Source organism: Streptomyces sp. B8-7 (genome assembly GCF_058833805.1).
The window spans coordinates 285885-308719 of record NZ_JBYRRL010000001.1 but is presented as its reverse complement, the minus strand read 5'-3'; the positions used below and the strand labels follow the sequence as shown (position 1 = coordinate 308719).

The following is a 22835-nucleotide window of genomic DNA, read 5'->3' as shown; positions in this document are numbered from 1 at the left end:
CCCCGGCGGAGGGCTCTCCGCCTCGCGGCTCCCCGCCGGGTCACGCCCCGGCGGGCTGGCGGACGTTCGCGCGGACCCAGTCCACGATGGACGCGGTGGTGGCGCCCGGCGTGAAGATCTCGGCGACGCCCTTCTCCTTCAGCGGTGCGATGTCCCCTTCGGGGATGATGCCGCCGCCGAACACGAGGATGTCCTCGGCGTCACGCTCCCGGAGCAGTTCGATCACGGCCGCGAACAGCGTGTTGTGGGCACCGGAGAGGATGGACAGGCCGATCGCGTCGGCGTCCTCCTGGATCGCGGTGTCGACGATCTGCTCGGGGGTCTGGTGAAGCCCGGTGTAGATGACCTCCATACCGGCGTCGCGCAGCGCCCGCGCGATCACCTTGGCACCCCGGTCGTGGCCGTCGAGCCCCGGTTTGGCCACCACCACGCGGATCGGACCGGTTGCCACGCCCATCACTGCCTCCATGAAGTGACTACATCCATCCGTAACGACAAGTACCGCACACATCCGGCACCCCGTACATGTGGCGCAGGCCACACGCGCACAGGGCGGGGCGCCGCGAGCGCTCCACCCCGGGCCGGGACGGTGCCGCCACGGTACGGACGCCACGGTCCGCACCGACCGGAGAAGTGAACGAACGTTATCGCCAGCATCCCGCAACCGGCAGTTTCGCGAGGAAGACCGAGGGGGAAATCACACGTGGGACACGTTCGCCGCGCACCGTTCCGGGTCTTCGCGGCCCACGCGCCGCGACGCTCCGCGGCCCGGGGACCGCGCGCCGCACCGGAGCACGCGCAAGGAGAGCCGCGACGAGGCCGCCGCACCGGCGGAGGGCCTCGCCTTCGCAGCGGCGCCCGTCGCGCCGCCCGCCGGGGTCCGGCCGCGCGCCGCACCCGGCCGACCGCGCGCACCACGGCTTTCCACGAGGGCTTACGGGGGACAGCGCCGTCCACCCGTGCGCCGAGGGGAGGTCGGTCGTGAAGGTCGCCCTGGAGTTGCCGCGCCTTCCGTCACTGTGCAGGCAGCTGCTGCCGGACAGACCGGCCGGTCTGTCCGTGGCGCTGCTGAAGGCAACCGTGCTGGAGATCGCGCTCCTCGGCGGGCACCTTCTCCTCTACCCCTGGGGCGTCCTGGCCGAGAGCCGCTCCGAAGGTCCGGCCGCGGAGCCCGGACACGGCGCCGACGGTCCGGCCCGGCTGCCCTCGGCCGGCCGGCCCCCGGTGGTGCTGCTGCACGGGTTCATGGACAACCGCTCGGTGTTCCTGCCGCTGCGCCGCGCCCTGGCCCGGCAGGGCAGGCCGCACGTCACCTCGCTCAACTACTCCCCGCTCACCTGCGACATCCGTGCCGCCGCGGAGCTGCTGGGGCGGCATGTCGAGGAGATCTGCGCGCGCAGCGGCAGCGGGCGGGTGGACGTGGTCGGGCACAGCCTGGGCGGCCTGATAGCGCGCTACTACGTGCAGCGGCTGGGCGGCGACCTCAGGGTGCGGACACTGGTCACGCTGGGTACCCCGCACGCGGGCACCCGGGTCGTGCCGCTGGCGGACGCGCACCCGATCGTGCGCCAGATGCGCCCGGGGTCGCCGGTCGTGGAGGAGCTGTCCCGCCCGGCCGAGGGCTGCCGGACCCGGTTCGTGAGTTTCTGGAGCGACCTCGACCACCTGATGGACCCGCCGGAGACCGCCCGTATCGCGCACCCGGACCTGCTCGCGCGGAACGTGCCGGTGACCGGGATCGGCCACCTCGCGCTGTCCGTGCACCCCGCGGTCGCGGACGGCATACGGCAGGCCCTCGACGCCGCGGACGACGCGGACGACACGGCGGAGCCGGCGGCCGCCCCGGGCGACGGCCTGACCGTGGCCTGAGGCGGAGCCGCAGCCTCCCCCGCCCCCACCGCTCCCGCTCCCCCGGCCTCCACACTCCCGCCCCTCCCGTTGCCCCGCCGCTCCGGCTCCTCCCGCGCCCCGCCCCTCGGCTCCCCGGCTCAGCCACCCGCCTCCCCCTCACTCCTCCCCTCTCTCCTCCCCTCTCTCCTCCCCTCTCTCCTCCTCTCACACCGCCCCTCTCTCCTCTCCCCTCCCCCGCGACGCGCCACGGCCTCGGCCCGGCCTCGCCCCGCCCCGGCGCCACGCCGCTGACCTGGCATCTCGCGGGCCGGGAGGCCGGCCCACAACCGCGCGTTCACCAGGTCCACTTGGGTTCTCCACCTCCCGGACACCCGCCCCGGCACGGCCGCTCGGCGCCACGCACGGGGCCACCGGAGCACCACTCGACACCCACCAGAAGTCGAACGCTCTTCGAACACAAGGCCAAGGTCGTCCCCGCAAGCCGCCGAAACACGGCCGAATGCCCGTTTCCTGCCCGCACGAAACCTGCAGAAGATTGTCGTGCCCGCGTACCGCCGGGTACAGTCGCCGCACTGCTCTGGCAGCCCCTGTTGTCGAGGCGAAAGAGAAGTTGGTGAACGACCGTCACCCGTCGGGGATCATGACCACCCCGGCTCCGGCTTCCGATGCCGCCTCGGCGCACTACACGCCGTACGGCGCGCAGGAAGCCTCCTACGGTGACGTCACCCATGGCGACTTCACCAGTGGCGACTTCACCACATACGGCGGCTATGACGCGACCGGATTCACCGCGGGCGCCGCGGCCACCGGGGCGTACGCCGCGGACCCGCTGTTCGGCACGCTGCCCGGCGGCGGCCACGAGACCGCCGCGTACGACGCCTCGCAGTGGTCCGCGGCCGGTCACCAGCCCCACCACGACGCGTACGGGACCGGGCACCACGCCGCCTACGACGTGAGCGGCTACGACTCCGGCGCGTACGACGTGAGCGGCTACGACTCCGGCGCCTACGACTCCGGCACACACGACGCGACCGGCTGGGCCGCCGGCCACCAGCCATCGCCGCTCGTACCGCCGCAGTGCGCCGGGGAGGGCCCGAGCGCGCAGTGGGACGCGAGCGCCTGGCTCCAGCCCGGCGGAACGGGCGCCCCCGGCGACCAGGCGACCCAGCAGTGGTCCTGGGACACCCAGAGTTCCGACACCGGCGCCTACGACGCCACACAGTGGAACTCCGACGGCACGCCGGTCTCGTACGAGCAGTCCTTCGAGCAGCAGGCCACGGCGGCCTTCGAGCAGGTGGCGCACACCGAGCACGAGCCGACCGGCTACACCGAGGGAACTGGCTACACCGAGGGAACCGCCTACCCCGACGACGCCGCGTACGGCGGCAAGAGCGGCCACGAGCACGGCGGCGGACACGGCGATCCGGCCGCCACCGGCGAACTGCCCGCCCTGGAGCTGCAACTCCTCGCCGAACAAGGGGACAAGCGGGCCACGGCCCGCCCGGCTGCCTCCCGCGGCGGGTCCCGCTCCCGCCGCCGCACCCCCGCCAAGCGGTCCGCGCTGCTGACGATCGCGGTGCCCTCGGCGTGCGTGATGGGTGTCGCCGGTATCGCCGCCGCCTCGGTGGGCAGCCTGACCGGCGACGACGGCCAGGACATGGCGACGACCGCGGCGGACGTGCCGGACGCGACGCAGGTGAAACCGTCCGCCGCCAACAGCAAACTCGACGTCCAGCTGCAGAAGGTCACCGCCGGCGCCGACGACTTCATGGACCGCGCCAGCCGCACCCAGGAGCGCATCGACCTCAAGGCGGCGCAGGAGCTGGAGCGGAAGCGGGCGTCGGAGGAGGCGGCCCGCAAGGAGCGGCTGCGTCCCAAGTTCGCGCTGCCGGTCGCCCGGCACGGACTCAGCGCCTACTACGGGCAGTCCGGCATCAACTGGATGTCCGTGCACACCGGGATCGACTTCCCCGTCTCGTACGGCACGCCGGTGATGGCCGCGACCGACGGCACCGTACGGACGCAGTGGAACAGCGCCTACGGCAACATGGTGATCGTGACCGCGATGGACGGCACGGAGACGTGGTACTGCCACCTCTCCAGCTACCAGGTCCCCTCCGGTGCGACCGTCAAGGCCGGCGACACGATCGCCTACTCGGGGAACTCCGGCAACTCCACCGGCCCGCACCTGCACTTCGAGGTGCGCCCGGGCGGCGGCTCGTCGATCGACCCGCTGGCCTGGCTGCGCAGCCACGGCCTGAACCCGCAGTAGCCCCTCCCCGCGGCGTTGGCGGTGAGCCCCGTCGGCCGCCCGGCGGGGCCTTTCGCGGTCCTGACCTCCTGACCCGCCCCGGTGCCGCGTGCCGCGTGCCGTGCATCCGCGCGGGTGCGCGGCACGCGGCACCGGGCGGTTGTCAGAGTTTCTCCACCGGCGCGTACCGCAGCACCAGCCGCTTCGGCTTCCCGTCGCCGAAGTCGATCGACGCCTGCGCGTTGTCCCCGGAGCCGGTCACCGCGAGGACCGTGCCGAGCCCGAACTGGTCGTGGGTGACCCGGTCGCCGACCGCGAGGGCCACCACCGCCTTCTGCGCGACGCGCTTGGTGGCGAACCCGGACGCACCCGACGCCGACGAGCGGGAGCGGGTCGACGACAGCGAGGCCGCCGCCGCTGCGAGCGGCCCGGCGGGGGCGGGCGCGGCCGATCCGGTCCGCTTCCACTCCAGGTGCGCGGCCGGGATCTCCTCCAGGAACCGGGACGGCGGGTTGTACGACGGCTGCCCCCAGGCGCTGCGCAGCGTCGACCGCGTCAGGTAGAGCCGCTCCCGGGCGCGCGTGATGCCGACGTAGGCCAGGCGGCGCTCCTCCTCCAGCTCCTTGGTCTGGCCGAGGGCGCGCATGTGCGGGAAGACGCCGTCCTCCATGCCGGTGAGGAAGACCACCGGGAACTCCAGGCCCTTGGCGGTGTGCAGGGTCATCAGCGTGATGACGCCGGAGCCCTCCTCGTCCTCCTCGGGGATCTGGTCGGAGTCGGCGACGAGTGCCACCTGCTCCAGGAACTCGGCGAGGGTGGGCGGCACGCCCGGCTGCTCCTCGCCCTCGCCGCCCGTCCCGCGCTCCTGCTCGAACTCCAGCGCCACGGCGGCGAGTTCCTGGAGGTTCTCGATGCGGGTCTCGTCCTGCGGGTCGGTGGAGGCCTGCAACTCGGCGAGGTAGCCGGTGCGTTCCAGGACGGCCTCCAGCACGGTGGCCGGGCCCGCGCCGGACTCGACGATCGTACGGAGTTCCTCCATCAGCGTGTTGAACCGCTTCACGGCGTTGGCGGACCGGGCGGCCATGCCGTACGCCTCGTCGACCCGCCGCAGCGCCTGCGAGAAGCTGATCTTCTCCCGCTGGGCGAGGGCGTCGACCATCGCCTCGGCGCGCTCCCCGATGCCGCGCTTGGGCACGTTGAGGATGCGGCGCAGCGGGACGGAGTCCTCCGGGTTGGCCAGCACCCGCAGATAGGCCAGGACGTCCCGGACCTCCTTGCGCTCGTAGAAGCGGACGCCGCCGACGACCTTGTACGGCAGGCCGACCCGGATGAAGACCTCCTCGAAGACACGGGACTGGGCGTTGGTGCGGTAGAACACCGCCATGTCCCCGGCCCTGGCCTCGCCCGCGTCGGTGAGGCGGTCTATCTCGTCGGCGACGAACTGCGCCTCGTCGTGCTCGGTGTCGGCGACGTAGCCGGTGATCTGCGCGCCGCTGCCCGCGTTGGTCCACAGGTTCTTGGGGCGACGGGACTCGTTCCGCTCGATGACGGCGTTGGCCGCGGAGAGGATGGTCTGGGTGGAGCGGTAGTTCTGCTCCAGCAGGATCGTCGTCGCGTCCGGGTAGTCCTCCTCGAACTGGAGGATGTTGCGGATGGTCGCGCCGCGGAAGGCGTAGATCGACTGGTCCGCGTCACCGACCACGCACAGCTCGGCGGGCGGCAGGTCGTGCTCGGCGGGCGGCACGTCGACCGGGTGCTCCCGGGTCCCGACCAGTTCGCGGACGAGGGCGTACTGGGCGTGGTTGGTGTCCTGGTACTCGTCGACGAGGACGTGCCGGAAGCGGCGGCGGTAGTGCTCGGCGACGTCCGGGAAGGCGCGCAGCAGGTTGACCGTCGTCATGATCAGGTCGTCGAAGTCCAGGGCGTTCGCCTCGCGCAGCCGCGACTGGTACAGGGCGTAGGCCTGGGCGAGGGTCTTCTCGAAGCCGTCGGAGGCCTGGGCGGCGAAGTCCTCCTCGTCGATCAGCTCGTTCTTCAGGTTGCTGATCTTGGCGCTGAACGACTTGGGCGGATAGCGCTTGGGGTCGAGGTCCAGATCACGGCAGACCAGGGCCATCAGGCGCTTGGAGTCGGCGGCGTCGTAGATCGAGAAGGACGAGGTGAAGCCCAGCTTCTTGGACTCGCGGCGCAGGATGCGCACACACGCGCTGTGGAACGTCATCACCCACATCGCGTTCGCGCGCGGGCCGACGAGCTGCTCGACGCGCTCCTTCATCTCGCCCGCGGCCTTGTTGGTGAAGGTGATCGCGAGGATCTGCCCCGGGTGCACCTGCCGCTCGGCGAGCAGATGGGCGATGCGGTGGGTGAGCACCCGGGTCTTGCCGGAGCCGGCTCCGGCGACGATGAGCAGCGGGGAGCCCGCGTGGACGACGGCGGCCCGCTGGTTGTCGTTGAGCCCCTCCAGCAGCGCCGCGGGGTCGACCGGCGGGCGGGGCGCGCCGCCGCGGTAGTACCCGCCCGCGCTCCCCTCGTCGCCCGCGTCACCGGTGGCCCACCGGTCCGGGGGCACGTCGAACTTCCCGCCGAACAGATCGTCCGGAACCCGCTCCGGAGTGTGATCGTCCTCGGGCGGCGGCGGGTGCTCCTCCTCGTGCCCGCGGGGGGGCTGGAGGTCCGCCAGGAAGCTGTCGTCAAAGAGGCTGCTCATCGCTCTCCGAGTCTAGGCGGCCCCACCGACAACCGGCCCCGGTCCCGCGAACTCCCCGCCGCCACGCTCCGTCACCCGACCGGCACCGCCCGCACCGGGACATGCCCGGACCGGCCGAGGTCACAAAAATGTATCGGGCATATCACCCGCCAACCTTCACACAAGCCACACGAGTTGGCTACCGTTCCGGGCAGGACGCACGACCCCCACCGGCGAACCCCGCCGGGCCGCGCGGCCTCCGCCGAGTCCGGTGCGCACTGCGCCCACCGGAGCCGGGGACCCACCGAACCCGGGGTGAATCGGCCCACTCCCACACGGGAGCGGCCGTAGGGCAACCCTTCCGAAGCACCCGCCCGAACCCGACAGCTAACCCGGTAGGCGGCCGATGGAAGGAGTCGCCTCTCTTGGCGTCGCACCGCAGGACGCGTCCCACCGGGCCGCGTGTCGCAGGCATCCGCACCCCCGCACTGGCCACCGCCGCCCTCACCTCGGTGGCCCTGATCTCCCAGTCGGCCGAAGCCGCTCCCACCGACGACGGCAGGCCGACCCTGGAGGAGATCGAGAAGAAGGTCGACGACCTCTACCGGCAGGCAGGATCCGCGACCGAGAAGTACAACTCCGCCAAGGAGCGGACCACGAAGCAGCGCAAGCGCGTCGACGTCCTCCTCGACGACGTCGCCGAGCGCACCCAGAAGCTCAACGACGCGCGCGAGGAGCTCGGTTCCCTCGCCGCGGCCCAGTACCGCACCGGCGCCGCCACGCCCGGCACGGCATCGGTCCTGCTCGCCGACAGTCCGCAGGACTACCTCGACCGGGCCCAGCTCATGGACCGGATGACCGGCCGTCAGAAGCACGCGGTCGACGACTACGTCACCCAGCAGTCGACGACCATGGAGAAGCGCCGCGAGGCCACCGAGAGCCTGGCCACGCTCACCGACTCCCAGGCCGAGCTGAAGGCCGCCAAGGCCACCGTGCAGGCCAAGCTGGCCGACGCGCGCGAGCTGCTGTCCCGGCTGACCGCCGAGGAGAAGGCCCGGCTCGCGGCCGTCGAGGAACGCGAGCGCGAGGAGGCCGCCCGCAAGGCCGCCGAGCTGGCCGAGCAGCAGCGGGCACGGGAGGCCTCCGAGGCCGCCGAGGCCGCCGCCCGGCAGGAGGCCGAGCCCGGGCCGAGCCCGTCCGCCGGCGTCCCCTCGGGCACGTCCGCCGACAGCCCGGCCCCGCCCGCCCAGGATCCCGGCGCCGCCGCCTCGAAGGCCGACATGGCGCTCGCCTTCGCCCGCGCCCAGATCGGCAAACCGTACGTCTGGGGCGCGGCCGGCCCCGGCTCCTACGACTGCTCCGGCCTCACCCAGGCCGCCTGGCGGGCCGCGGGCGTCACCCTCCCGCGCACCACCTGGGACCAGGTCGGCGCCGGCACCACCGTCCCGCTCTCCGACGCCCGGCCCGGCGACCTCGTCTTCTTCTACGACGACATCAGCCACGTCGGCCTCTACATCGGCGACGGCATGATGATCCACGCCCCCAAGCCGGGCACCTACGTCCGCGAGGAGTCCGTCTTCTACGACGGAGAGTCCGCCATCCACAGCGTGGCCCGCCCCGCCTGACCCTCCCACCACCCGGGGTGCTCCTCCCCCGCCCGGAGGAGCACCCCAGCCACCCCGACGGCACAGGAACCCGCGCACCAAGAGGGGCGCGGGAAACCGCGCACCGAAGGGGCGCGGGGAACTGCGCACCGAAGGGGCGCGGGGAACTGCGCACCGAAGGGGCGCGGGGAACTGCGCACCGAAGGGGCGCGGGGAACTGCGCGACCAGCCACAACGCACCCCGCACCCAACCACCCACCGAAGCACCCACCACCCACCCCACCCCACCCCCCAAGCAGCGCGAGAAACCGCACACCAAAAGGGGCACGGGGAACTGCGCACACACAGGGGCGCGGGGAACTGCGCGACCAGCCACGACGCACCCCGCACCCAACCACCCGCCTACCCCGCCCCACCCAGCGGAGCGCCTAGCATCGGCCGCATGCCCGCACCCTCCTCCCCGCCCGCCCGGCGGAGGCCGCCCGCGGCCGGGGCCGCCGTGATCGCCACCGGCGTCCTGTCCCTCGGCATGCAGCTGGCCGGCCACGCGGTGCTCTCGGGGATCCTGCTCGTCCTGGCCTGCGCCGCCTGGCTCCCGCTCGCCGTGTACTCCGCCGTACGGCTGCTGCGCGAGCGGGGGTGGTGGCGGACCGAGGCGGCGTCAGCCGCGGGGCTGGCCGCCGTGACCGCGACGACCGTGCTGGGCACCCGCTTCTCGGACCTGGACTGGCGCCCCCTGGCCGCCGCGCTGCTGGCGCCGGCCGCGCTGCTGTGGGCTCCGCTGCTGCTGGTGTCGGTCCGGCACTGGCGCCGGGCGATGCCGGGGACCGTGTTCCTGGGCTCGTTGGCGACGCAGGGGCTCGCCCTGCTGGCGGCGGCCCTGGCCGGGGCGGAGGCGGTGGCCTGGCTCGCCCACGCGGCGCTCGTCCTGTTCTGGCTGGGCCTCGTCGTCTACGGTTTCGCGCTGGCCCGCTTCGATGCGCGCGAGCTGGTCCGCGGCGGCGGGGACCAGTGGATCGCGGGCGGTGCGCTGGCCCTGTCCGCGCTGGCGGGTGCGGAGCTGATCGCCGCCGACAGCGCACGGCTCTATCTCTGGAACGACGACGACCAGGGCGTCCTCCGTTCGACCACCCTGACCCTCCTCGTCCTGGCCCTGGCCGCGTACGCCGCCGTGCTCGCCGCCGAGATCCGGTGGCCGCGGCCGCGCTACGACGTCCGCCGCTGGTCCACCGTGTTCCCGATGGGCATGACCGCGGTGGCGGCCCAGTCCGTCGCCGCCGAGCTGGACGTCACCTGGCCGGACGGCCTGGGCGAGGTGCTGCTGTGGGTCGCCGCGGCCGCCTGGCTCGCGCTCTGCTGCTGGGCCGTCGTGGACGCCCGCGGCGCACTGCGCGGGCCCCGGCCCGCACCGGACGGGGTCAGGTCCAGAGCACGGCGATGAAGACGTTCGCCGTGGTCAGCAGGCCCACCAGCCCGAACAGCCGCCTGTCCACCTTCTCCTGCTTCTCCTGCTTCTCCTGCTTCTCCTGGTCGCGCTGCACGTAGACGAGACCCAGGATCACCACCAGCAGGGCCAGCTTCACGCCGATCTTGATGTTGTCGACCGACTGGTCGTCGGCCTGGTTGAGGCCGACCAGGACCACGCCGGTCACCAGCATCGTCAGGGCGCCGTGCAGCATGGCCGGGACGAACCGGGCCGTGCCCTGGCCCATCGCCTTCATCTGGGTGAGGAAGCCGCCCAGGAGGGCGGCGATGCCGATGATGTGCAGGCCCACGAAGAGATGGATGAGTACGTCCATGAGGCCGGAGCCTAATCAGGGCCCGCCACCGGCCGGGCACCGGGCCCACCCGCGCCGGGCCCACCCGCACCCGGCGCAACGCCCCGGACGGGCGCCGCGCACCGACCGGCGGCGGGCTGTGCGGAGGGAGGCCGGGCACGCCGGCCGGCCCCCACCGGACGGAAACAGGCCGGACCTGAGCGGGCCGGGAGCAGGCGGGCCGGGATGCAGGCCCCGGCCAAGGCCTGCATCCCGGCCGCCCGGCACACTGCCGCCCGGCCGCCCGGCCGCCGGTACGGCCACCGTGCGACGGCCGCCCGACCACCACCCTGCATATATGCGTGCCATAGCACCCCACCGCCCGCTCGGGCCGCGGAACCCGCACTTCGATCAGCGCACCCGGTGAAGTCGGCAGCCCGGGCCCCCGGTCCCGGTCAGGTCCGGTCACCTGCCGGTCGGCCCCCGGCACTTCCGCACATCACGTCACCACTCCGTCACTCTCCGGTCTAGCGTCCACCCCCAGGTGACCGGCTCCCCACCGCCGCCCGGCCCGGGCGGCAGCCGGACGCCACCGCCGAGAAGTCCGGCGGCGACCGCTCCCCCTGTGCGGGCGCCGCCGGATCCGCGGGAGCCCCGGGCTCCCGCAGGCCGCTCCCCCCTGGCGGTGCCGCCCCGTGCCCGCCGGGGTGGGGCGGTCCCGGCGGTCCGAGGAAAGGACGTACAGGCCCACGTGGCAGCGCACCGCAAGTCCCGACAGCGCTCGGCCGGCGGCAACACGGCCCGTACCGCGGCCACCCTCGCCCTGGCCGGGGCCGCCACCGCGACCGTCTTCGACGGCGTCGGCACGGCCGCCCCGGAGCCGACCGCGGCACAGGTCAAGGCCCGGGTGGACCAGCTGTACCAGGAGGCCGAGCAGGCCACCGAGAAGTACAACGGCGCCAAGGAGAAGGCCGACGCCGCCGAGCAGCGGCTGGCCGAACTGCGCGACGAGGCCGCCCGCAGGGAGGACCGCCTGAACGCGGCCCGCGACGCCCTCGGCTCCCTCGCCGCCGCCCAGTACCGTCAGGGCGGCCTCGATCCGGCGTTACGGCTCGCGCTCTCCGACGACCCGGACGGCTTCCTCGACCACGCCTCCTTCGCCGAGCGCGCGGGCGACCGCCAGTCCGCCGCCGTACGCCGGGTGCGCGACCAGCTCCGCGGCATCGAGCAGCTCCGCGGCGCCGCCCGGGTCCAGCTGACCTCGCTGAAGGCCCGCCAGGCCGAACTGCGGCGCCACCGCGGCACCGTCACCGCCAAGCTGGCGACGGCCCGCCGCCTGCTGTCCCGGCTCACCGAGGAGCAGCGCCGCAGCTACGCCGCGGGCGTCACCGCCGCCGGTACGGACCGCGCCTCCCGGGCCGGGGCTCACCCCCGCGACACCCTCCAGGCCTCCACCGCGACGACCGCGTCCAGCGCCGCCCCCACCTCACGCGCCTCCGCGGCCGTCTCCTACGCCTACAGCAAGCTCGGCAGCCCCTACGTGTGGGGCGCCACCGGCCCCGACGCGTTCGACTGCTCCGGCCTCGTCCAGGCCGCCTACCGCTCCGCGGGCGTGCAGCTGCCCCGCACGACGTACGCCCAGATCGGCGCCGGCCGCCGCGTCTCCCGCGCCGAACTCCTCCCCGGCGACCTGGTGTTCTTCTACTCCGGCATCAGCCACGTCGGCCTCTACGTCGGCAACGGCCGGATGATCCACGCCCCCAACCCGTCCGCCCCGGTCCGCGTGGCCCCCGTCGACCAGATGCCCTTCGCGGGGGCGACCCGCGTCGTGTGAGCCCACCGCCCCGCCCAGCGCCGCCCCGCCCGGCGACGGCCCGGCGCCGCGACAGCCCCGGCACAAGCCCCCGACGAAGGCCGCCGGACGCCCCGGCACACCGCACTCGGTGCACTCCGGCATGAAGCACGGCCGCACGGCACCCGTGGCGTCGGCGCCCGCCTCCGGCACGGCGGCGGACCCGGGCACGGGCACGGCTACGGGCACGGGCGGTGACGCTTCCGCGGGGACGGGCGGCAGCTTGTCCCGCAGCCTCCGGGCCACGAACGCCCGCGGGAAGTGGACGGTGTCGGGCAGGCCGCCGGTCAGCGCCCGGACGACCGAGACGGTGCCGGCCCCCGTCTCCAGCCAGGGCACGACCAGTTCGGCCAGTGCCGCGCAGTCGGCGGCGGACAGCGCCAGCCGCGGCTCATGACCGCCGAGCCGGGCGAGCAGCCGGTACGCGACGTCGGTACGGGACTCGGCGGGCGCAGCCACGCGGGGCCCGGCCGGGGCCGGGACGTCGGCGGACGGGGTGGTCCGCACGGGAGCCGCGTTGACGGGCGGCGCACAGGCGGGAGCCGCGCACGGTGCCTGGCAACGGCGCGAGTTGGACGCTCGGGAGGGCGGGTGGCGGGTTGAACCCGACCACCCGTTCCTCACAAACGCCGCTCGAACCCCGGCCCTCGCAGCTCGAAGCTCAAGCCCCGGTCCGGGCGCGCGCCACGAACGCCGCCCAGGCGGGCCCGGCGACGGCGAACCGGGGGCTCCGTGACCCGGGCTTCGAGTCCCGGACGTGCACGGTGTGGGAACAGGAGGCGACTTCGAGGCAGCCTGCGTCCTCCTTGTCGCTGCAGCCGGACTTGCGCCAGCCGAGGGCGACTTCGGGGCAGTCGCCACCCTGGCTGTCGCTGTAGCCGGACTTGCACCAGTCGACGGCGACTTCGAGGCAGGGCTCCGCCCTGGTCATCGCTGCAGCTGGACTTGCGCCAGCCGAGGGCGACTTCGAGGCAGTCGCCGCCTTCGGTGCCGCTGTAGCTGGACTTGTACCACCGCAGGTCCATCTTCAATGCCCCTCCGCCACGTTGTCGATGAAACGCCCGGACTCCGAAAGACTCAGCGCCTGCCGAAGGATCCTTGCATGGCGCTGCGTGGCGACGCTGCACCCGATCAGGGTCCGAGTAGAGCACTCAGGCGGCCTCCTGGGAGCTGTCGCGGGACGTCACGGACACGGCGGAACTGCTCCTCAGCGAACTGGTGACGCACGCCTACCGCCACGCCCGGGTCCCGGCCGGCCGCGAGATCCTGGTGCGCTGCGCGGTGACGGAGGACCGGGCCCGGGTGACGGTGACCGACGCGAGCGACCGGCTCCCGACGCCGGGCACGGCCTCCCCGGACGACGAGTCGGGCCGGGGCCTCCCGCTCGTGGCGGCCCTGGCCGAGGACTGGGGCACCACCCGAAGAGCGTGCGGGATCGGCAAGGAGGTGGGGTGCGAACTGCGCCTCACTCCCCTTCGAAGGGACCGGTGTTCCGATCCACGGTGACCGGGGCCCCGGCGCGTGCGGGGCGCCGAGGAGGCGGCTTGGAAGGATTCTTGCGGCATACGCCACTCCTGCTACTCACACCGGACGACGCCTCCGGCGAAGGATGAGACCTGGTGAGCGGCGGTGGCCCTGGGCGTCCCCGGATGCCCGGCAGGGCCCTGCCGCCCCGTGTCGTATCGGCTTCGGTGAGAGGACCAAGTGCAATGCGCCTGTTCCGGCGTACTTCCGCGGTGGCAGGGACCGCGACAGGTTTAGTGGCGGTGGCGCGCAGAGGGGGTGCGGAGCGGCCCGGGCGACGATGGCGCGTGCGGCTGGCCGCGCTCCTGGTCACCCTGCCGAGTGCGGTCGCGGCACCGCTGCTCACGGCACATCCGGCTGCCGCGGCGACCGGCAGCACGGTCTGCAGGCAGTCGCAGGACGGCGTCTTCCGCTGGGACGGGGGCACCTCCTGGACCCGGATCAGCGGGCAGGGAAGCGCCGACCAGATCTACGGGGGCGGCGCCGGCCTCCTCAGGTCCGCACCCGACGGCAGCGGCGTCTACCGCTACCAAGGCTCCGGACAGAACTGGGAACGCATCGGCACCGCAGGCCCAGGCTCCCAATGGGCTGTCACCGACAACGCCATCTACGGCCGATCCCCCGACGGCGTCTACCGCTGGAACGGAGGCACCTCCTGGACCCAGATCAGCGGGCACGGAACCGCCGACCAGATCTACGCAGGCGGCGCCGGCCTCCTCAGGTCCGCACCCGACGGCAGCGGCGTCTACCGCTACCAAGGCTCCGGACAGAACTGGGAACGCATCGGCACCGCAGGCCCAGGCTCCCAATGGGTCGTCACCGACAACGCCATCTACGGCCGATCCCCCGACGGCGTCTACCGCTGGAACGGAGGCACCTCCTGGACCCAGATCAGCGGGCACGGAACCGCCGACCAGATCTACGCAGGCGGCGCCGGCCTCCTCAGGTCCGCACCCGACGGCAGCGGCGTCTACCGCTACCAAGGCTCCGGACAGAACTGGGAACGCATCGGCACCGCAGGCCCAGGCTCCCAATGGGTCGTCACCGACAACGCCATCTACGGCCGGTCCCCCGACGGCGTCTACCGCTGGAACGGAGGCACCTCCTGGACCCAGATCAGCGGACACGGAACCGCCGACCGGATCGCACCCTGCGCCTCCGTCAGCACGGCGGTCGGATGGACCACCTACTCGGCCGACAGCGACGACGGCAAGACCGTTCTCGAGGTGTGTGCGGGCTCTCAGTGGGTCTGCACCATGACCTACACCCCGCAGAGCTACCGCACCTTCCCGGGGCCGGAACACCCGGTCGGAGACAGCGTCTTCAACTACACCTCGCAGACCGCGACTCACACCCTGAGCTGGTCGGACACGGTGGAGAGCTCGGACACGCTGGAGGTGAGCTCGTCCGCCAAGGCCACGATCTGGGGGGTGGCGGAGGTGGGGGTGAGCGCGACCTACAGTCACACCTGGGGCAAGTCGAGCACCACGTCGGAGACCGAGAGCCTGCCCGTTCCCCCGTGCAGCGTGGGCTGGCTGGCCCGTGCCGCCGAAATGGGCACCGCCTCGGGGGACATCCACGTGCACTTCGCCAAGGGGACCCACCTGGACGGCCACCGGGACTTCATGATCGTCAATGCCGCCTTCACGGCACCGACCGGAGGCGGCTCGATCATCGCCCGCTCCCGGGCCATGACCGCATCCGAAAGCGCCTGGTGCTCCTAGCTTGACTCTGTCGGGGATCTTGGAGTTGTCGAGGTCAGGTTCCCAGGGTGCGCCAGGATTTCGGCCGGGGTAGCTGCCTCTGGTCGAGGTAGTTCTGGAAGGCCGTTGGTCGGCGGGGTGTGCGGGCTTCCTCAGTCGGTGACAGCCCGCCGAGGCGCTCGATGTTGACGGCGATGGCCGTCAGCACGTGCTGGACGTGGGCTTTGCGCTGTCCTCGGTAGCGGCAGCGCCGCATGCAGTGTCCGTGGGCGAACTCGTTGACCGTGCCCTCCACTCCGGAGCGGACCGCGTATCGGGCCTTCCACTCGGGCGTCTGCTGTTCGGCGCGGACGCGAAGTTGCAGGTCGCGAAGTTCGCGTGGCGGAAAGCCCACGGTGCGGGCGCTGTCGGCGGTGCTGGTGCACTGGGCGCGTGCCGGGCAGGGACGGCACTGGCTCTTGGTGAACCGTGCCACGATCAGTGGGGCCGCGGTGGGCGAGGATGTCGGGTAGGGGCCGTGCCAGCCCGCGCTGACCTGCCCCTGCGGGCAGGTGACCTGCTGCCGGTCGAAGTCGATATGGAAGTCGTCCCGGGCGAAGCCCTCGCCTCGGCGGTGCTGGTGAGTGGGGTTGGTCTTCAGCGGACCGGAGACGGTGACCTGGTGTTCTCGGGCTGCTTGTTCGAGGTGGGGCAGGGAGGTGTAGCCGGCGTCGACCAGGTGCTCGGCGGGCAGCAGCCCGCGGCGGGCCAGGCGGGTGTGGATGCCGGGCAGGACCTGGCTGTCGTGGGTGGTGGCCGCGGTGGTGGCCACGTCAGTGATCACGTTGGGGCCGTCGGGAGCGCAGGTCTCGGTCAGATGGGCGGCGAACCCCTTCCAGCTGATGATGTGTCCGTGCCGTGCATAGCGGGCGGAGGTGTCGTAGGGCGAGACGATCGCCCCCGACGACGGCGGCAGACCCGCCCCGCCTTCCTTCTTGCTGGTGCGCCAGCGAAGGTGCCCAGCAGCATCACGGTGATAGTTCTGCACCATGATCTGCCGCAGGGCCTGAACGCGGGGACCGGACGTGCGGTCCGCTCCGTACCGGTAGAGGTGTTCCAGGAGCCGGACGGCGTCGTTTCCGGTGGCAAGGATCCTGGTCATGGGCTTGGTGGGGTTCTTGCCCAGCCGGACCGGCCGGCCGTAGCGCAGCCCCCAGCCCTCGTCGACCAGCCCGTCCAGCAGGTGGGGGGAGATGCCTGCGATCTCTTCGAGTGCGGCGCGGACCGCCTCGGTGATCAGCTCCAGGCGGGTCAGGTCGCGCACCGCGGCCAGGACGTGGGTGGAGTCGGTGCGCTGTGTGGTGCGCTCGCGCACCAGTCCCGCCTCCTTGAGACGGGCCAGCGCGAGGTCGAGAAGACGGTCGGCACGGTCATCCTCGATAAGTCGGTCGCGGAAGTCGGCCAGCACGCTGTGGTGGAAGCCTGGATCGTCCAGTTCCATGGCCATCGCGTACTTGAAGTCGATGCGGCAGCGGACCGCCTCGGCGGCCTGCCGGTCCGACAGGCCGAGCAGGAACTGCAGTACGCAGACGGTGGCCAGCTGAGCGGGCGAGAGACCCGGCCGTCCGTCCCTGGGGTACCAGTCGGCGAAGTCCTCGTCGCGCCACAGCCCGTCCAGCCGGTCACGCACCCATATCGCCGTCGTGCCGCCCGGGTTGCTCGCCCGCGCGATCTGCGCGGTCAGAGGCGGAACGTGCTCACCGGAACGGGGGCGCAGGGACAACGGGCACCTCGACAGCTGCTTCGGTCGGCAGAACTACCCGAGCATGCCCGTTGACCATGCTGCCACACCGGGAAACTCCAAGATCCCCGACAGAGTCAAGCCTAGGGCGTGTTTCGAAAGTCCCGCCTGCCTGGCGGCGTCTGGCACGCACGCTCGCCGCGTTGTCGGGCTCGCCCCGATACATCCAGTATCGGGGCGACCCTCCGCCTTGCGATCGCACGCACCAGACGCCGCCAGACCTGCCCTTCGGGCAGACGACGCTACTTTCGAAACACGCCCTAGAGTCCGGTCGTGACGCTCGGCCGGCCTCGGCCTCGCTCGACGGTGTGACGTCCAGGCGTCCTCTCCGCGCCGCCACCTGCACACGAGCGGTCTGACCGGCAGGCGGCGGGACTTCGTCGAAGGTGTGACTACGGCACCCCGACCTCGGCGGCGTCCCGGCCACGGCATCGGGCCGGGACGCCGCAAGAAGTACACCGGGCGGGAGGAGACGCGCACATGGGCCGGCCCGCATCGGCCTCCACCCGCGGGCCGGCGCCCCTCCCCCGCCTGCGGCACGACGGACACGCCGGACACACCGGACACACCGGACACGACCTCACGTGCAGCCCTCCCGGGGTTCAGGTAGCGGCAGTCCGGTACTCGTGGCACTCGTGGCACTTGTGGCGCTCGTGGCACTCGTGGCGCTCGTGGCGCTCGTGGCGCTCGTGGCGCTCGTGGCACTCGGAGTCTTCGCGTCCGAGGTCAGCCCCGGGCTTGCCGTCCGTTCGCCGCCTCGGCGACGACGGCCGCGATGCGGCGGGCCCGCGTCTCCGGCCGCGCCGCACTGACGATCCACCACAGCGTCTGCTTGCGGGCGCTCGGGGGAAAGCGGTCCCAGTTGGCTCGTGCCTGAGGGTGTTGGTCGAGCGAGGTGGCGAGGTCGGCGGGTTCTTCGAGGTCTTCGACCTGGTCGGAGATGGTCCACCAGCCGTTCGCCTTCGCCGCGTCGATCGCAGCCCGACCGGCGTCCGTCATGAGGCCGCGCCGTTCCATCTCGGCGGCGCGTTGGCGGTTGAGCCGCGACCAAGGGCTCTTGGCCCTTCGGGGGGTGATCAGCTGGAGGCCGCGTTCCTCGTCGAGGACGTCGGCGGTCGAGTCGATCCACCCGAAACAGATCGCTTCCTCGACGACGTCGGGATAGGGGCATCGCGGTCGGCCGGTGCCGGTGCGCCACGAGCACAGCCACACGCCGCGGGTCGACGTGTGGTTGTGCTCGAGCCACGACCGCCATTGGGGCCGGGTCTCGACGTGGTGGATCGGGTAGCCGAACCTCCACGTGGCGGGGTGCTCGGACGCCGACGGTCGGGGTTCAGAGCTCACGTGTGTCCTCGGTGTCTAGCGGAACGGCCACTTTCCGGATGCCGGCCTGTCATATCACGGTCAGGTGGCATCCTGTTGTTCGAGCCACGTCAAAATCACCTGGTTCGTTTCGTCCGGCTTCTCCTGCTGGACCCAGTGACCGCAGTCAAGGCTGACCACCTCCACGTCGGGCACGAACTCCGCGAGGTTCTCACCGCGTTGGACCGAGTCCCGGTCGCCGTAGATCATGAGTGCGGGCTGCCGGATGATCGGGTCCACGTCTGCCAGAAGGTGCCAGTTGCGGTCGAGGTTCCGGTACCAGTTGATGCTCGCCGTGAACCCTGTGGATTCGAAGGCCGAGACGAAGACGGCCAGCTCGCTGTCGCTCATGAGGGGCTCACCGAGCGGCGTCTCCGCTCTGGCGAGGTTGATCATCGCCATTCCCGGCTGGGGCTCGTCCGCGGGCTCGTTCTTCCGGAAGATGTTGCGGAGGAACTGGAACGTGTGCTCGTCGAGCACCGCGTCCGCGACGCCCGGCCGTCGGTTGAAGTGGACGAAGTAGAAGTCGCTGCCCAGCGTGGCCTCCATGGACTCCACCCATGGCCGCTCTCCACGCTCGGGATAGGGCAGGCTGAGCGCGATCACCTTGTTCACCCGGTCCGGATGCAGGAGGGTCAGCCCCCAGACCACGAATGCTCCCCAGTCATGGCCTACGAAGGTGGCGTCTTCGTATCCATAGTGATCGAGAAGTGCGACGAGATCGCCGGACAGATGTCCGATGTCGTAGTCGGTGACGTCGCCGGGACGCGATGAACCGCCGTAGCCCCGTTGGTTCGGGACGATGACGTGGTAGCCGGCCGCGGCGAGGGCGGACATCTGACGGCGCCAGGAGAAGGCGTGCTCCGGCCAGCCGTGACAGAGAACGATCGGCTTCCCCGCACTTCGGGGTCCGGCCTCGAAGACTTCGAGTTCCACGCCGTTGACTGGAATTCGGGTGGGCTCGGGAAATTCGTTGGGATGGAACACGTGCACGTCCACTTCGTCTGTTCGGGTTGGTGGGCGACGGAAGGTGACCCTGGAGCCCCGAAGACGGCGCTGCGGACCCGTGACCGACCGTGGGCCTGCGGGGTCGAGGGGCTCGTTGTCGGGGTCACGTCGCCATCGTGGCGAACGAAACAGGTCATCTTCTGATCGGTTTGATATGAAAGTGTCGTGGCCATGCGAGCAGACCGGCTGGTGGCCATCCTTCTCCTCCTGCAACAGCGCGAGCTGGTGACAGCGGCGGAGGTCGCCCGAGAGCTGGAGGTCTCCGAGAGCACCGCCCGCCGTGACCTCGACGCTCTGTCCATGGCAGGGGTCCCCGTGTACTCCGCCCAGGGCCGAGGGGGCGGCTGGCGCCTCGTGGGCGGTGCCCGCACCGACCTGACCGGGTTGACTGCTCGGGAGGCCAGGGCGCTGTTCCTGGTGGCCGGCCCGGCCTCGTCGGCGAACCCGGCCGCGAAGGCCGCTCTGCGCAAGCTCGTCCAGGCCCTGCCGGAGCCCTTCCGCGTACCAGCACAGGCAGCAGCGTCGTCGATGCTGGTGGATCCTCATCGATGGGGTGTGAGCCGGGTCGAGCACCCGACCCCGCCGTTCCTCGACGACATCCAGGACGCGGTGATCCGTGGCGTCCAGATTCGGCTCGGCTACGTGGACGGCGGCGGCTCCGGAACCGAGCGGATCGTCCACCCGCTCGGCGTTGTCGCCAAGGGACCGGCGTGGTACCTCGTCACCGACACCGACGCCGGTCCACGGACGTTCCGGGTCGACCGCGTGTCATCCGTCGAGCCGACCGACGATCCCGTGCGCCGGTCCGAGGGGTTCGACCTCGCTGAGAGCTGGAGGCAGATCGCCGACGAAGTCGACCGAAGGCGAACACCCCTCGCAGTCCGGGCCGTGTGCACTCCCGAAGGAATCGGCAAGCTCCGCATGGTGCTCGGGGACCGGCTTGAGGTGGGAGGTTCCACGCCCGACGGCCGCATCGAGGTCGCGATCCGCGGCTACAACGAGTACGCGCTCGCCGGCGAGCTCGCCGGACTGGTCGAATGGCTCGAAGTGACCGGCCCCCCTGGTGTGCGGGACCACCTCGCCCTGATCGGCGACACGCTCATCGAGCGATACGGCCGAGACAGCCGAGACAGCCGAGACAGCCGCAACGATCCCTGAACACGTCACGCAGGTCGACCTGAGCCGGCTCTTCGGTGGGTCGGCGTTCGAGCCGGGCGTTCCGCCAGGCCGTCCCTGCACCCGGGACGAACCCGGTCGAGCCAGGGCGCTCATCCATGCCGCGTACCGGTCTTGACCTGTATGAACGCCCTCTCACACCAGGCGTCTCGCCGTGGCCCAACGCGTCAGCTCGTGGCGGTTGGAGAGCTGGAGCTTGCGCAGGACGGCCGACACATGGGACTCGACGGTCTTCACGGAGATGAACAGCTGCTTGGCGATCTCCTTGTAGGCGTACCCGCGCGCGATCAGCCGGAGCACCTCGCGCTCGCGCTGGGTGAGCCGGTCCAGGTCCTCGTCGACGGGCGGGGCGTCGGTGGAGGCGAAGGCGTCCAGGACGAAGCCGGCCAGGCGGGGCGAGAAGACGGCGTCGCCCTCCTGGACCCGGAAGACGGAGTCGATGAGGTCCGAGCCGGTGATGGTCTTGGTGACATAGCCGCGGGCGCCGCCGCGGATCACCCCGATGACGTCCTCGGCCGCGTCCGAGACGGACAGGGCCAGGAACCGCACCGGCTGCTCGGCATCCGCCATCAGCGCCGCGCATCTGCGCAGCACCTCCACGCCGCCGCCGCCCGGCAGGTGCACGTCCAGCAGCACCACTTCGGGCCGGGTGGCGGTGATGACGGTGACGGCCTGGTCGACGTCCGCGGCCTCGCCGACCACCTCGACACCGGTCTGCGCGGTCTGGCCGATCTCGGCCTGCACGCCGGTGCGGAACATCCGGTGGTCGTCGACGAGCACCACCCGCACCCGGCGCCCGACGGCCTCGCCGGCCGCCTCCGTGCTCTCGGCCGCCACCTCGGCGTCCGCGCCGCCGTTCGTCCCGGTCGGATCACTCATGACGTCTTCTCCGCCCTCTCCATCTCCAGCTCGACCTCCGTGCCGCCGCCGGGCACCGCGCGCAGGCGCGCCGTTCCGCCGTTCCGTTCCATCCGGCCGATGATCGATTCTCTAACGCCCATGCGGTCGGCGGGTATCGAGTCCAGGTCGAAGCCGGGACCCCGGTCCCGGACGGACACGAATACCGTCCTGCCCTCGACCTCGGCGTAGACCTGCACGGCCCCGCCCTCGCCACCGTACTTGGCCGCGTTGACCATCGCCTCGCGCGCGGCCTGCATCTGTGCCCCGAGCCGCTCGTCGAGCGGGCAGTCCCCCACCACGACCACCTCGATGGGGACGCCGTGCTTGTCCTCGACCTCGGCGGCGTTGGACCGCACCGCGTCGGCGAGGGTGGCCGGCTCGTCGGCCTCGTCCTTGCCGGTGCCCTCCGGCTTGTACAGCCAGGTGCGCAGGTCGCGCTCCTGGGCGCGGGCGAGCCGGCGGACCTCGCCCGCGTTCTCGGCGTTGCGCTGGATCAGGGTCAGGGTGTGCAGCACCGAGTCGTGGACATGGGCCGCGACCTCAGCTCTCTCCTGGGCGCGGATGCGCATCAGCCGCTCCTCGGAGAGGTCCTGCGTCATACGCACCAGGTAGGGCCCGGCCAGGAGCGTTATCCCGACGAGGACCGCGAGGGCGGCCTGGAGCACCGAGCCGAGGTGCGCGGCGGAGCCCTGCAGGACGAAGATCCCGGTGACGCCGGCCGTGACCAGCAGGACACCGGCGACGGCCCGCACCAGAGTGAGGGTGCGTCGACGCCGCCCGACCTCGACCCAGCGGGCCCGTCGGGCGTTGTCCGCCTGCCGCCACACCAGGGCGACGCCCGCCCCGACGAGCACGGTCGGCACCAGGTAGGCGGTGGCGCCGCCGCCCAGGTCCACATTGCCCACGAAGGCCATGGCCACCACGACCATGAGGAGCAGGGCGACGATCTGCCCCTTGTCCGGCTTGCGCGCGACGCGTCTGCGCCGGCCGTCGGGCGCGGTCTCGGTGGTGAGCGCGGAGGGCGGCTTCTGGGCGCCGACCCCGCCGACGCCCAGCGGGACGAAGAACCAGAACGCCGCGTACAGCAGAGCGCCGAGCCCGTCCGCCATGAACAGGCCGACGAACACGAGGCGCACCCAGATCACGGGCAGACCGAGATGCCCGGCGAGCCCCCGCGCCACGCCACCCAGCCAGCGACCGTCGCTGCTGCGGTAGAGCTTGCGCGGAGGCCGCGGTTCGGCGACGGGTGCTGCTGCGGCTTCCGGCATGCCATCGATGGTCACACGCCCGGCCGCGGCGGAGCATCAGGGTCGGTCCCCGAGACGCCCCTGATCTTCGCCCGGCGTGTCCTTCGCACGCTTCCCCCGCGTCGCCTCGGGGG

At 72.2% G+C, this 22835-nt stretch carries 16 protein-coding genes, 2 pseudogenes and 1 riboswitch; of the genes and pseudogenes, 8 read left to right on the top strand and 10 right to left on the bottom strand.

The features are described 5' to 3' along the window. Positions 1-40: 40 nt before the first annotated feature. On the bottom strand, positions 41-457 hold the full coding sequence (gene icmB, locus AC5K6T_RS01390) for a coenzyme B12-dependent isobutyryl CoA mutase small subunit (protein ID WP_493204889.1): 417 nt from the start codon (positions 455-457) through the stop codon (positions 41-43). A gap of 524 nt (positions 458-981) precedes the next feature. Between icmB and AC5K6T_RS01385 the strand changes: the two genes are divergently transcribed. Both AC5K6T_RS01385 and AC5K6T_RS01380 read left to right on the top strand, forming a co-directional pair. Beyond that, positions 982-1869 (top strand): esterase/lipase family protein, encoded by an 888-nt coding sequence (locus AC5K6T_RS01385; protein ID WP_493204888.1) that lies wholly within the window; start codon positions 982-984, stop codon positions 1867-1869. A 481-nt stretch (positions 1870-2350) separates the two neighbouring features. Continuing rightward, positions 2351-4123, top strand: coding sequence for a M23 family metallopeptidase (locus AC5K6T_RS01380; protein WP_493204887.1), 1773 nt, complete (start codon positions 2351-2353; stop codon positions 4121-4123). 142 nt (positions 4124-4265) lie between these two features. Here AC5K6T_RS01380 and pcrA read toward each other — a convergent pair whose 3' ends face one another. After that, positions 4266-6809, bottom strand: a complete 2544-nt coding sequence (gene pcrA, locus AC5K6T_RS01375) for a DNA helicase PcrA (protein WP_493204886.1) — start codon at positions 6807-6809, stop codon at positions 4266-4268. A 229-nt stretch (positions 6810-7038) separates the two neighbouring features. Further along, positions 7039-7205, top strand: a riboswitch (cyclic di-AMP (ydaO/yuaA leader). A gap of 8 nt (positions 7206-7213) precedes the next feature. On the opposite strand from pcrA, the gene AC5K6T_RS01370 reads away from it, so the two are divergent. Together AC5K6T_RS01370 and AC5K6T_RS01365 are read left to right on the top strand one after the other, a co-directional pair. After that, positions 7214-8413 (top strand): C40 family peptidase, encoded by a 1200-nt coding sequence (locus AC5K6T_RS01370; RefSeq protein ID WP_493204885.1) that lies wholly within the window; start codon positions 7214-7216, stop codon positions 8411-8413. 421 nt (positions 8414-8834) lie between these two features. Further along, positions 8835-9833, top strand: a complete 999-nt coding sequence (locus AC5K6T_RS01365) for an SLAC1 family transporter (protein WP_493204884.1) — start codon at positions 8835-8837, stop codon at positions 9831-9833. Here AC5K6T_RS01365 and AC5K6T_RS01360 read toward each other — a convergent pair. Continuing rightward, positions 9811-10191: a hypothetical protein gene (locus AC5K6T_RS01360; RefSeq protein WP_493204883.1), complete on the bottom strand. Its 381-nt coding sequence runs from the start codon at positions 10189-10191 to the stop codon at positions 9811-9813. The two genes, AC5K6T_RS01365 and AC5K6T_RS01360, sit on opposite strands and share 23 nt — an antisense overlap. Before the next feature lie 709 nt (positions 10192-10900). Between AC5K6T_RS01360 and AC5K6T_RS01355 the strand changes: the two genes are divergently transcribed. Then, positions 10901-11983, top strand: a complete 1083-nt coding sequence (locus AC5K6T_RS01355; RefSeq protein ID WP_493204882.1) for a C40 family peptidase — start codon at positions 10901-10903, stop codon at positions 11981-11983. Positions 11984-12662: 679 nt separating this feature from the next. Here AC5K6T_RS01355 and AC5K6T_RS01350 read toward each other — a convergent pair. Beyond that, entirely contained in the window at positions 12663-12932 is a 270-nt protein-coding gene (locus tag AC5K6T_RS01350; RefSeq protein WP_493204881.1) for a DUF397 domain-containing protein, read from the bottom strand. After that, positions 12919-13026: pseudogene (locus tag AC5K6T_RS01345) on the bottom strand (DUF397 domain-containing protein); the annotation flags it as partial. The gene AC5K6T_RS01350 and the pseudogene AC5K6T_RS01345, both read right to left, overlap by 14 nt. A gap of 142 nt (positions 13027-13168) precedes the next feature. Here AC5K6T_RS01345 and AC5K6T_RS01340 point away from each other — a divergent pair. Next, a pseudogene (locus AC5K6T_RS01340) lies at positions 13169-13507 on the top strand (ATP-binding protein); the annotation flags it as partial. Between the two features lie 305 nt (positions 13508-13812). Beyond that, positions 13813-15249, top strand: a complete 1437-nt coding sequence (locus tag AC5K6T_RS01335; protein WP_493204880.1) for a hypothetical protein — start codon at positions 13813-13815, stop codon at positions 15247-15249. Positions 15250-15283: 34 nt separating this feature from the next. Here the strand turns inward: AC5K6T_RS01335 and AC5K6T_RS01330 are convergent, their stop codons facing one another. The 3 genes from AC5K6T_RS01330 to AC5K6T_RS01320 form a co-directional block, all read right to left on the bottom strand. Beyond that, positions 15284-16990 (bottom strand): IS1182 family transposase, encoded by a 1707-nt coding sequence (locus tag AC5K6T_RS01330; RefSeq protein ID WP_493204879.1) that lies wholly within the window; start codon positions 16988-16990, stop codon positions 15284-15286. Positions 16991-17734: 744 nt separating this feature from the next. Further along, positions 17735-18352, bottom strand: a complete 618-nt coding sequence (locus tag AC5K6T_RS01325; protein WP_493204878.1) for a YdeI/OmpD-associated family protein — start codon at positions 18350-18352, stop codon at positions 17735-17737. A gap of 60 nt (positions 18353-18412) precedes the next feature. Continuing rightward, the gene (locus AC5K6T_RS01320; protein ID WP_493204877.1) at positions 18413-19357 is read right to left on the bottom strand and encodes an alpha/beta fold hydrolase; all 945 of its coding nucleotides are present in this window, start codon (positions 19355-19357) and stop codon (positions 18413-18415) included. Positions 19358-19549: 192 nt separating this feature from the next. On the opposite strand from AC5K6T_RS01320, the gene AC5K6T_RS01315 reads away from it, so the two are divergent. Then, a complete protein-coding gene (locus tag AC5K6T_RS01315) occupies positions 19550-20536 on the top strand; it encodes a helix-turn-helix transcriptional regulator (RefSeq protein WP_493207274.1) in 987 nt (328 codons plus the stop codon). Between the two features lie 153 nt (positions 20537-20689). Here the strand turns inward: AC5K6T_RS01315 and AC5K6T_RS01310 are convergent, their stop codons facing one another. Together AC5K6T_RS01310 and AC5K6T_RS01305 are read right to left on the bottom strand one after the other, a co-directional pair. Further along, positions 20690-21433 carry a LuxR C-terminal-related transcriptional regulator gene (locus AC5K6T_RS01310; protein WP_493204876.1) on the bottom strand — a complete coding sequence of 248 codons (744 nt, stop codon included), beginning with the start codon at positions 21431-21433 and terminating at the stop codon, positions 20690-20692. Further along, positions 21430-22722 carry an ATP-binding protein gene (locus tag AC5K6T_RS01305; RefSeq protein WP_493204875.1) on the bottom strand — a complete coding sequence of 431 codons (1293 nt, stop codon included), beginning with the start codon at positions 22720-22722 and terminating at the stop codon, positions 21430-21432. The genes AC5K6T_RS01310 and AC5K6T_RS01305 overlap by 4 nt, the downstream gene beginning before the upstream one ends. Positions 22723-22835: the final 113 nt, after the last annotated feature.